The following is a 10,647-nucleotide window of genomic DNA, read 5'->3' on the forward strand; positions in this document are numbered from 1 at the left end:
CAGACGTGGTTGTGGGCGGTCTGCGCGCCGATCCGGACCTTGACCGGGTTCGTCGCGCATTTGCAGGTCAGCGTCCCGCCCGAAAAACTGGGGTTGCCCTGCTTGATGCCGTTGTCCACGGCGGGGTGTATCTTCACCCCCTCAGTGCTGGCCATGGTTCTTCCCTCCCGATGAACCGAACGTCCTGTCAACGTCGCGCCATCGGGAGTTTTCGGCAAGTCAGAGGAAGGTTGTAGCAGCGCCTCAGCTGGCGGGGGTGGAGGACACGCCGACCTTGGCCGGGCGCAGCAGGCGGTCGTGCAGGCGGAAGCCGTTGTCCATCACCTGGATGATCTCGCCCCGGATGGTGCCGGGAACGGCGGCCTCGAACATGGCCTCGTGTTCGGACGGATCGAACCTGTCGCCGGCCTTGGGGGTGATGACGGTGATTCCGTGCTTGGCGAAGACGTTGGACAGTTCGCGCAGCGTCAACTCGACCCCCTCGATCAGGGCGGCGGCCGCGGCGCGCTGCTCCTCGTTCGCGGCGTCCAGGGCGCGGGTCAGCGCGTCGTGGACCGGCAGCAGGTCCCGGGCCAGGCGCGATCCGCCGTACTGCTCGGCCTCGCGGCGGTCCTTGTCGGCGCGCTTGCGCGAGTTCTCGGCATCGGCCAGGGCGCGCATGAACTTGTCGCGGAACTCGTCGCGCTCGGCCGTCAGGGCCGCGATCTCGTCCGCGGGATCGGCCAGCGGGTCCGCCAGGATGTCGTCAAGGGGCTGTTCGTTCTGATCGTTCATCGTGTTTTCATCCTTTCCGGCCGGACAGAACCCGCCCGACCAGTTGCGCCGTGTAATCGACAATCGGCACGATGCGGCCATAGTTCAGCCGCGTCGGTCCGATGACGCCCACCGCGCCTACAATCTTCCGGTCGGCATTCATATAGGGCGAAACCACCAGAGCGGAACCCGAAAGCGAAAAAAGCTTGTTTTCCGACCCGATGAAGATGCGCACCCCGTCGCCCTTCTCGGCCAGTTCCAGGAATTCGACGATGTCGCGCTTGCGTTCCAGATCGTCGAACAGCACGCGGATGCGGTCCAGGTCCGCGGCCTCCTGGTCCAGCAGGTTGGCGCGGCCGCGCACGATCAGGCGCGGATCGTGGGATTCGGCGTCCCACAGGGCCAGCCCCGACTGCACCAGTTCGGCCGCCAGCACGTCCAGTTCCTGCCGCCGCGCGGCGATCTCGCGGCCGATATGGCCGCGCAGTTCGGACAGGGTCTTCCCCTCGGCCATGGCATTGAGGAAGTTCCCGGCCTCGCGCATGGACGAGGGCGTCTGGCCCACCGGCGGCGTGAACAGGCGGTTTTCCACATGCCCGTCGGCAAAGACCAGCACCACCAGCGCCCGGTCGGGGCCGAGGCTCACGAACTCGATATGGCGGACCTGTGCCTCGTGCTTGGGCATCAGCACCAGGGACGCGCCGCGCGTGATCGCCGACAGCGCCGTGCTGACGCGGTCCAGCAGCACGCCCGTGTCGGGATCGTCATTGCCCAGCGTCCCGTCGATGGCCGCACGGTCATGGGCGCTGACGGTATCGACCTCCATCATGCCGTCCACGAACAACCGCAACCCCTGCTGCGAGGGCAGCCGCCCGGCGGACACATGCGGGCTGTCCAGAAGCCCCATGTATTCCAGATCCTGCATGACGTTGCGGATCGTCGCCGCGCTCAGCTTTTCCGACAGGGTGCGGGTCAGGGTGCGCGATCCCACAGGCTCGCCTGTTTCCAGATAGGTTTCGACCACGCGGCGGAAGATCTCGCGCGAGCGGTCGTTCAGATCCTGCAAAGGCGACGTCTGGTCCATGTCCCTCGAAGGGTTGCGCGATGGGCCGCGGGGGCGGTATGGGGCAGCGATCTTCGCGAAAGGAATGACCATGCGCCCGTCTGGCCGGAATCTAAGCCAAATGCGTCCGATTTCAATCGAAACCGGCGTGATGGCCCATGCCGAAGGGTCGTGCCTGATCCGGGTCGGCAACACCCATGTCCTGTGCACCGCCAGCCTTGAGGAAACGCCGCCACGCTTCCTGAAGGGCACGGGCCTGGGCTGGGTCACGGCGGAATACGGGATGCTGCCGCGCGCCACCAATACCCGCAACCGGCGCGAGGCCGCGCAAGGCAAGCAATCCGGCCGTACCCAGGAAATCCAGCGCCTGATCGGGCGCAGCCTGCGGGCGGGCGTGGACCGCAGCGCGCTTGGCGAACGCCAGATCACCATCGACTGCGACGTGATCCAGGCCGATGGCGGCACCCGCTGCGCGTCCATCACCGGCGGCTGGGTCGCGCTGCGGCTGGCGGTGAACAAGCTGCTGAAGGCGGGCGCGATCACCTCCGACCCGATCATGGACCATGTGGCGGCCGTGTCCTGCGGCATCTATGCGGGCCAGGCGCTGCTGGATCTGGACTATGCCGAGGACAGCGAGGCGGGCACGGACGGCAATTTCGTCCTGACCGGCGCCGGCCGCCTGATCGAGGTGCAGATGTCGGCGGAAGGCGCAACCTTCAGCCGCGACCAGATGGCCCAGTTGCTGGATCTGGCCGAGGCGGGCATGGCCGACCTGGTCGCCGCCCAGAAGGCCGCCGTGGCATGAGGCGCTTTGAAGGCACCCGCCTGCTGGTCGCTACCCACAACGCGGGCAAGCTGGCCGAGATGCGCGCCCTGCTGGCCCCCTATGGGGTCGAGGTCATGGGCGCGGCGGAGGCCGGTCTGCCCGAGCCTGCCGAGACCGAGACCACCTTTGTCGGCAACGCCCGCATCAAGGCCCGCGCCGCCATGGAGGCCACCGGCCTGCCGGTCCTGTCGGACGACAGCGGCATCTGCGTCGATGCCCTGGACGGCGGGCCGGGCGTCCACACCGCCGACTGGGCGGAAACCGGCAACGGGCGCGACTTCCGCATGGCGATGCAGCGCACCTGGGACGAACTGGAAGCGGTGAACGCCCCTGCCCCGCGCAGCGCGCAGTTCCGCTGCACGCTGGTGCTGATGTGGCCCGACGGCCACGACGAGGTGTTCGAGGGCGTCTTGCCCGGCCAGGTGGTCTGGCCCCCGCGCGGGGTTGAAGGCCATGGCTACGACCCCATCTTCATGCCCGACGGGCATGACGTGACCCTGGGGGAGATGCCGTCCGCCATGAAGAACAGCCTTAGCCACCGGGCGCGGGCGGTGGAGAAGATGATAAGGGGCAGCTTTGCGTAGGATTTCGACCGGATCGCCCTTTGAATCGGCGATGGGCTACAGCCGCGCGGTGGTGAAGGGCCCCTGGTGCTTCGTGTCGGGCACCACGGGCTATGACTACGCGACGATGACCATGCCCGACGATCCCTGCCAGCAGGCGCGGAACTGCTTCGCCACGATCTTCGCCACCCTGGCGGAAGCGGGCTTCGCCCCCGCCGACATCGTGCGGGTGCAATACACCGTCACCGACGCCGCCCTGGCTCAGGCGATTGCCCCCGCCCTGGGCGAGGCGTTGGGCGAGATCCGCCCCGCCGCCACCATGGTCGTGGCAGGCCTGATCCGGCCCGAGATGAAGGTGGAAATCGAAGTCACGGCCCTGCGCGGATGATGATGCCGGGGCCGGACAGCTTTGCCGAGGACTGGCGGGCGGGGGGCTTCGGCCTTTACGTCCACTGGCCCTTCTGCGCGGCCAAGTGCCCGTATTGCGACTTCAACAGCCATGTGGTGCCCGCCGTCGATCAGTCCCGCTGGGCCGCCGCGCTGTCGTCCGAGATCGCCCGGCTGGCGGCGGAACTGCCGGGCCGCCACCTGGGCAGCATCTTCTTCGGCGGCGGCACCCCGTCGCTGATGCTGCCCGAAACGGTGGACGCCGTGCTGCGCGCCGCCCGCGCCGCCTGGGGTTTCGCCAACGACATCGAGATCACGCTGGAGGCCAACCCCACCAGCGTCGAACGCGGACGCTTCGGGGGCTTTGCCGATGCGGGCGTGAACCGCCTGTCCATGGGCATCCAGGCGCTGAACGACGCCGACCTGCGGCGCCTTGGCCGGATGCATTCCGTGGCCGAAGCGCGCGCGGCCTTCGGCGTGGCGCGGGACTGCTTCGACCGGGTCAGCTTTGACCTGATCTATGCCCGGCAGGGCCAGACGCGGGACGCCTGGCGCGCGGAACTGACCGATGCTTTGTCCATGGCCGTGGACCACCTGTCGCTGTATCAACTGACCATCGAGCCCGGCACCGCCTTCGGCGCGCGGGCGGCGGCGGGCAAGCTGCGCGACCTGCCCGACGACGACCTGGCCGCCGACATGTACCTAGAAACCCAGGACATCTGCGAGGCGGCGGGGATGGCGGGATACGAGACCTCGAACCACGCCAAGCCCGACGCGCAAAGCCGCCACAACCTTGTTTATTGGCGGGGGGGTGACTGGGCGGCGGTCGGTCCCGGCGCGCATGGCCGCATCACCCTGCCCGGCGGGCGCTTCGCCACCGAGGCGCACCGCGCCCCCGGCGAATGGCTTCACGCCGTCGAGACAACGGGAACGGGCGAGTCGCTGCGCGAGTTGGTGCCAGGGGATGAACAGGCAACCGAGTATCTGCTGATGTCGCTGCGACTGACCGAGGGACTGGACGAGGACCGCCATGCCCGGCTGGCGGGCGCGCGCCTTGACGAAGGCGCGATCCGGCGGCTTGCCGATCTGGGCATGGTCGAACGGGCGGATGGCCGCCTGCGCACGACCCGCGCCGGCCGTCCGCTTCTGAACGCCATCCTGCGCGAACTGGCGGCCTGACCCATGCGGCGGTTGTGGTATGTCCTTGGGATGGTTGCGCTGGCGCTGGGCATCTTCGGGATCGCCCTGCCCGTCGTTCCGACCGTGCCTTTCCTGCTGCTGGCCGCCGCTGCCTTCGCCCGCAGCAGCCCCCGGCTGGAGCGGCGGATCCTGAACCATCCCACCTATGGCCCCCCTGTCCGGGCCTGGCGCGAACGCGGCGCCATCGGCCGCCTGGCGAAAGTCTGGGCGACCCTGGCCATGGCCTGCGGCGTGGGCTTCAGCCTGGTGGCCGGGATGCCCCTATGGGTCGTGGCGACGCAGGCGATGGTCTGCACCGCCATCGCCGCCTTTGTGGTGACGCGTCCCGAGGCCTGAAGGTGATGCCATGACACCCCTGCCCTTCGCCGAACAGATTTCGGGCCTGGGGGTCGTCGATCTGGCGCGCCGCCTGATCGGTGCCCGGCTTCTGGTGCGCGGCACGGGCGGCACCATCATCGAAACGGAAGCCTATGGCCGGGACGATCCGGCCTCCCACAGCTTCCGGGGTCCGACGGCGCGGAACGCCGCGATGTTCGGGCCGGCGGGCCATGCCTATGTCTACCGCTCGTACGGCATCCACCTGTGCCTCAACGTGGTCGGCCAGCCGGGGGAGGCGGCGCTGGTCCGGGCGCTGGCGCCCACCACGGGGATCGAGGCGATGACGATGCGGCGGCGGGGCAGCGCCCTGCTGTGCAGCGGACCGGGCCGCCTGGCCGAGGCGCTTGGCATCCGCCCCGAGGATGACGGCGCCGCGTTCGACGGGCCCGACTTCGCCATCGTCCTTGCCCCACACCGGCCCGCCCTGCTGACGGGGCCGCGGATCGGCATCAGCAAGGCCCGGGACCTGCCCTGGCGCTTCGGCCTTGCGGGCGCCCGTGGCCTCAGCCGGCCCTTTCCCCTCCAAGCCGGCACGACCTGACGAACAAAGCCCGCAGCGTCAGGGCACGGGCCGACAGCGCTATCCGGGGACGCTGCCCGTATCCACGTGAACGACCACCGACATGCCGGGTCGCAGGTATTCCGACATCTCCTGCCCGGGGTCGATGGCGATGCGGACCGGCAGGCGCTGCGCGATCTTGGTGAAGTTGCCGGTAGCGTTGGTGCCCGCCAGCAGGCTGTATTCCGATGCCGTCGCTGGCGAGAAGGAATCGACCCGCCCCGTGAAGGCGCGGTGCTGCATGGCATCGACGGTGAAGCGCACGGCCTCGCCCGCCCGCAGGCCGGTCAGGCTGGTTTCCTTGAAGTTCGCGATCACCCAGACCTCGCTGCCGACATGAGAGACAAGCGCGCTGCCCGGCGTGACATACTGCCCGACCCGGACCGAGATCTGCCCCAGATGGCCGTCGGCGGGGGCATGGATGACGGTGTTGTCCAGCTCGATCCGGGCCAGTTCGACCGCAGCCTCGGCGCTGGCGATGTCGGCTTCGCGCGACTGCAGGGCGACGCGGGCGGATTTTACCGCCTCACGCTGCACGTCCAGCTGCGCCTCGGCCTGGGTCGCTGCGGCTTGGGCCTGCTGCAAGGCCAGTTCGGACTGGTCGGCCGTCGATTGCGAGGCGACGCCCCGGTCCTGCAGCGCCCGCGCCCGGTCCCAGTTGGTCTGCGCCGTCGCCAGGGCCGAACGTGCCGAGTCCAGCCCCGCCTGATTGGCGCGCACCACCGCCTCGGCCGAGGACACGCTCTGGTTCGCGACCTCCAGCGCGGCGCGGGCGGCGGCAAGCTGCGCCTCGGCCTGGGCCAGCTTCTGACGCGGAATGCGGTCGTCGATGCGCGCGATGACGTCGCCCGCCTTCACGGGTTGGAAGTCGGTCACGGCGACGTCGCTGACATAGCCGGTGACCTGCGGGGCGACCGTCGTGACCTTGCCTCGGACATAGGCGTTCTCGGTCGTGGGCTCCGAGGCGCGGAAGGGCGGCAGGTGCCAGGCGTAAAGCAGCAGCAGGACGCCTGCGATGCCGATGACCAGGGCGACAAGGGTGGGGATCAGGGCTTCTTTTTTCATGGGTTCGGGTCCGGGTTCGTCGGGGGCGCCATGCGCAGGGCCAGCCGGTCGCGTCCCAGGTGCAGGACCAGCGCCGTGGCGGCGGCAAGCGCGATCAGCGCGGTGAGAAGATAGGCGTCGTTATAGGCCAGCACGACGGACTGGGCTTGGGCACCCTGCGCGACCTGCCCCAAGGCCTGCACCTTGCGCAGGGCGGCGTCGGGGATCTGGTCCGCAAGCGCCGCGATCCGACCGGCAATTGCCTGCCCGGTCGCCGGATCGCCGGTGGCCAGTTGCTCGGCCAGGGTGGCGTAATGGGCGGCCTGGCGGTGGTTGATGAAGGTGGTGAACAGGCCCGATCCCAGGACGCCGCCCAGGGACTGAGTCGAGATGAAGACGATCACGAAGGACAAAAGGTATTGCGGTCCGCGCGCCAGGGCCTGGACCAGCCCGGCCATCATCGCGGGCGGCAGGAACAGCATCCCGGCAAAGCCGATCAGCACCTGACTGAGGATCATCTGTTCGGGGCGGGTGTCGATCGTGGCGTGCGCGTCCATGAAGGCGCCGCCCGCGAGCAGCAGCAGCGCCACAAGGTGCAGGACGGCCACGCGGTTGGGGCGCATCCACGCCACGCAGGCCAGCCCGCCCCCCAGGCTTGCCGCGACGATGATGGCGAAAAGGCCGGTCATCTGCGACGGCGCCACCCCCAGGGCCTGGAACATGCGCGGCGCGCCCGCGCTTTGTTCGGACAGGATCAGCCGGAACAGGAACAAGGTCGCCGTCAGGTGCAGCATGGCGGGGCTGACCAGCCAGCGGATGTCCAGAAGCGGCGCGCGGCGGTTCAGCTCGACCGCGACCGCCACGGCAAGCGAGGCGACCGAACCCGCCAGCAGCGCCCCGATCCAGGGCGCGTCGGTCCAGTCGTGGATCGGCCCCATGACAAAGCCGATGGTCAGCCCGGCAAAGCCGAAGCCCACCAGCACGAAGCTGAGGAAGTCCAGCGGCTCGATCACCTTCATGTGCGGCACCGGACGCAGGGGCAGCCGGAACACCAGCATCAGCGACACCATTGCCATGCCCAGCGCGGTCAGGTGAATTCCCGTCAGCCCGCCATCCCCGATCAGCGCGGGCGACACCACCCGCGCCAGCGTCGGCCCCGCCATCATCACCGCCATGGCGGCGGGCAGGCCGAGGCGCATCTTCCATTGGGGGGACAGCGGCTCCAGCATGTACATGAAGGCCAGCGTGGACAGCGGCGCGGCCGCGGCCCCCGACAAGGCCTGGACGACCACCGCCGAGCGGAAGTCGCTGATCCAGACCGAGATGAAGGCCACCACGACATAGGCGATGATCCCCACCTCGGCAAAGCGGCGCAGGCCGTACTGGGTGCGGATCTTGATCAGCAGCAGCGGCAGGGATGCGCGCGGGATCATGTAGGCCGCCATCAGCCAGCTTGCCTGGGTGGTGGTGATGCCCAGATCGCCCGCGATCTGCGGGATGTTGGTGGACACGAAGCCCTGGCCCAGCCCCTGCGACAAGGCCAGCATGACCGCCGCACCCATATAGGCCAAGGCGCGGGGCACCGGCAGCGGCGGATGGACCACCGGGGCGGCGGGGGCGGCTGCGTCGCTCATTCCCGGTCGAGCCTTGCGATGTTGTCCGCGATGCGGTCCAGCACCGACTGGGCCACGGCCAGGTCGGCGGGCGGGATGCCCGCGACCAGTTCAGCGCGCATCCGGCGGGTGAAGTCGACGATGCCGCTGTCGCGCCCGCGCGCGGTCAGGAACAGCGCGTTCTTGCGCCCGTCGCCTTCCGCCGGGCGGCGTTCGACAAAGCCCGCGCGTTCCAGGGCGTCGATCTGGCGCTTCAGGGTCGGCGCCTCGATATCCAGCGCCGCGGCAAGGTCGGCCTGCGTGGCCCCGTCCATGCGGGACAGCGTCGTCAGCGCCCGCGCGCGCGACAGGGTCAGGCCTACGGCCTCGGCCCGCGCGTCATAGCTGCGGCGAAGCACGCGCATGAGCTGCAGGATCGTGTCCAGGAAATGCGAGGATTGCGGCATCGCGACGGCTTTCTTTATTTCGTTAGCTAGCTAACTATCCACCTGTCCTTCGTCAAGGCCGGGCGGCGCCGATTGCAGGCCCTGCGCGGTCAGCCCCCCAAGGCGATCCCTTCGCGCCGGGGATCGGCGCCGCCCGACAGCCCGTCGGGGCCGATCACGATGCCCTGCAGGCCCGAAGTCAACTCGGTCTCGTTCAGCTCATAGCCGATGGCGGTCAGGCCCTCGGTCAGGGCGGCGGGCAGCCCGGCCTCGATGTCCATGGGACCGAAGCGGTTGACGATGTTCGGGGCCGCCACGGCCTTCTGGATGTCCATGCCCCAGTCCAGATGCGCGACGATGGCGCGGGCGACATAGCCGATGATGCGGCTGCCGCCCGGCGATCCGATCACCATCACGGGACGGTCGTCCTTCAAGACGATGGTCGGCGCCATCGAGGATCGCGGCCGCTTTCCCGGCGCCAGCGCATTGGCGATGGGCCAGCCGTTCTCGTCATGGGTTTCGAAGCTGAAATCGGTCAATTCGTTGTTCAGCAGGAAGCCGTTCGCCATGACCCGGGCGCCGAAGCCGTTCTCGATCGTGGTGGTCATCGACAGGGCGTTGCTATCCGCGTCCACGATGGAGATATGCGTGGTCGAGGGCAGTTCCAGCGCCGTGTCCTGCCCCCACAGCGCGGCGTGCGACCAGCCGGGCTGGCCCGCGCTGACCTCGGGCAGGCTGTCGTCGCCTGCCAGCAGCTTGGACCTTTCGGCCAGGTAGGCGGGGTCGATCAGCCCCTTTGTCGGCATCGGGACATGGTCGCTGTCGGCCATGAAGCGGCCCCGGTCGGCGAATGCCAAGCGCGAGGCATCGCCGATCAGCCGCCAGCTTTCCGGGTTTTCAGCCCCCAGCGCCGCCAGGTCGTATCCGCCCAGCATCCCCAGGATCTGCCCCACCGTCAGCCCGCCGGACGAGGGCGGCCCCATGCCGCAGACATCATGCGCGCGGTATTCGACGCAGACGGCCGGACGCTCGATCACGCGATAGGCCGCCAAGTCCTGCATCGACAGCAGGCCCGGATTGGCTTCGGCTCCCCGAACGGCGGCAACGATCCCCTCGGCCACGGGGCCATGATAGAAACCGTCGGAGCCCTCCGCGGCCAGTCTGCGCAATGTGTCGGCATAGGCCGGGTTCTTCAGCAAGGTTCCCGCCGCGACCGCCTGCCCGCCGGGAAAGAAATAGGCGGCTGTCGCCGGATCGGCCTGCAGGGCCTCGCCTTCTTGCGCCACAAGCGAGGCCAGCCGGGGCGAGACGGTGAAGCCCTCGTCCGCCAGCCGGACCGCGTCGTCGAAAAGGCCCGACCAGTTCGCCTTGCCCCAGCGGCGATGCGCGGCTTCCAGCAGCGCGGGGGTTCCGGGGGTGCCGACCGACCGGCCGCCGACAACGGCCTCCATGAACTCCATCGGCTGGCCGTCTTCCGTCAGGAACAGCGTGGGCGTCGCGGCCATCGGCGCGGTTTCGCGCGCGTCCAGCGTGGTCATGTCACCCGTCCCGGCATCGTACCAGACCAGAAAGGACCCGCCGCCCAGCCCCGAGCTTTGCGGCTCGACCAGGCCCAGGACGGTCTGGACCGCGACCATCGCATCGGCCGCGCTGCCGCCTGCTTCCAGCACCTTGGCGCCAGCCTCGACCGCCAGGGGATGCGCGGCGCTGACCATCCAGTCCGGGGCGGTGACGGGCCTGCCGTCGGCCTTGGCGGCGAAGGCCGCGCGCGCCGCATCGCCCAGCGGGCCGAAGCCGTCGGCGGCGGTCGCGAGGGCGGTCGCCGCCTCGGGGGCC

12 protein-coding genes and 1 pseudogene are annotated in these 10,647 nt (G+C 69.4%); 6 read left to right on the forward strand and 7 right to left on the reverse strand.

Annotated elements, in window-relative coordinates; genetic code table 11:
- The 3 genes and pseudogenes from J0F76_RS21045 to hrcA all read right to left on the reverse strand — a co-directional run.
- Positions 1-155: pseudogene (locus tag J0F76_RS21045) on the reverse strand (S-(hydroxymethyl)glutathione synthase); the annotation flags it as partial.
- Positions 156-243: 88 nt separating this feature from the next.
- Positions 244-774: a nucleotide exchange factor GrpE gene (locus tag J0F76_RS18735; protein ID WP_207471825.1), complete on the reverse strand. Its 531-nt coding sequence runs from the start codon at positions 772-774 to the stop codon at positions 244-246.
- A gap of 7 nt (positions 775-781) precedes the next feature.
- Positions 782-1,837: a heat-inducible transcriptional repressor HrcA gene (gene hrcA, locus J0F76_RS18740; protein ID WP_207471826.1), complete on the reverse strand. Its 1,056-nt coding sequence runs from the start codon at positions 1,835-1,837 to the stop codon at positions 782-784.
- 70 nt (positions 1,838-1,907) lie between these two features.
- Between hrcA and rph the strand changes: the two genes are divergently transcribed.
- The 6 genes from rph to J0F76_RS18770 are packed head-to-tail and all read left to right on the forward strand — an operon-like array spanning position 1,908 to position 5,711.
- Positions 1,908-2,621: a ribonuclease PH gene (gene rph, locus J0F76_RS18745; RefSeq protein ID WP_207471827.1), complete on the forward strand. Its 714-nt coding sequence runs from the start codon at positions 1,908-1,910 to the stop codon at positions 2,619-2,621.
- Complete coding sequence (gene rdgB, locus J0F76_RS18750; RefSeq protein WP_207471828.1) at positions 2,618-3,226, forward strand: RdgB/HAM1 family non-canonical purine NTP pyrophosphatase; 609 nt, start codon at positions 2,618-2,620, stop codon at positions 3,224-3,226. Before rph ends, rdgB begins: the two co-directional genes overlap by 4 nt.
- Positions 3,219-3,593 (forward strand): RidA family protein, encoded by a 375-nt coding sequence (locus J0F76_RS18755; protein WP_207471829.1) that lies wholly within the window; start codon positions 3,219-3,221, stop codon positions 3,591-3,593. Before rdgB ends, J0F76_RS18755 begins: the two co-directional genes overlap by 8 nt.
- A gap of 2 nt (positions 3,594-3,595) precedes the next feature.
- The gene (gene hemW / locus J0F76_RS18760) at positions 3,596-4,771 is read left to right on the forward strand and encodes a radical SAM family heme chaperone HemW (RefSeq protein WP_207471843.1); all 1,176 of its coding nucleotides are present in this window, start codon (positions 3,596-3,598) and stop codon (positions 4,769-4,771) included.
- Positions 4,772-4,774: 3 nt separating this feature from the next.
- Complete coding sequence (locus J0F76_RS18765; protein WP_207471830.1) at positions 4,775-5,128, forward strand: YbaN family protein; 354 nt, start codon at positions 4,775-4,777, stop codon at positions 5,126-5,128.
- A gap of 10 nt (positions 5,129-5,138) precedes the next feature.
- Complete coding sequence (locus J0F76_RS18770; protein WP_207471831.1) at positions 5,139-5,711, forward strand: DNA-3-methyladenine glycosylase; 573 nt, start codon at positions 5,139-5,141, stop codon at positions 5,709-5,711.
- Positions 5,712-5,750: 39 nt separating this feature from the next.
- Here the strand turns inward: J0F76_RS18770 and J0F76_RS18775 are convergent, their stop codons facing one another.
- From J0F76_RS18775 to ggt, 4 genes are all read right to left on the reverse strand, one after another.
- Complete coding sequence (locus tag J0F76_RS18775; RefSeq protein WP_207471832.1) at positions 5,751-6,794, reverse strand: HlyD family secretion protein; 1,044 nt, start codon at positions 6,792-6,794, stop codon at positions 5,751-5,753.
- Positions 6,791-8,407, reverse strand: coding sequence for an MFS transporter (locus tag J0F76_RS18780; RefSeq protein ID WP_207471833.1), 1,617 nt, complete (start codon positions 8,405-8,407; stop codon positions 6,791-6,793). Before J0F76_RS18780 ends, J0F76_RS18775 begins: the two co-directional genes overlap by 4 nt.
- Positions 8,404-8,832: a MarR family winged helix-turn-helix transcriptional regulator gene (locus tag J0F76_RS18785; RefSeq protein ID WP_207471835.1), complete on the reverse strand. Its 429-nt coding sequence runs from the start codon at positions 8,830-8,832 to the stop codon at positions 8,404-8,406. The genes J0F76_RS18780 and J0F76_RS18785 overlap by 4 nt, the downstream gene beginning before the upstream one ends.
- An 89-nt stretch (positions 8,833-8,921) precedes the next feature.
- The coding region (ggt, locus tag J0F76_RS18790) for a gamma-glutamyltransferase (RefSeq protein WP_207471837.1) at positions 8,922-10,647 on the reverse strand (1,726 nt) is incomplete at its 5' end.

Source organism: Paracoccus fontiphilus (assembly GCF_017356265.1).
GTDB lineage: Bacteria > Pseudomonadota > Alphaproteobacteria > Rhodobacterales > Rhodobacteraceae > Paracoccus > Paracoccus fontiphilus.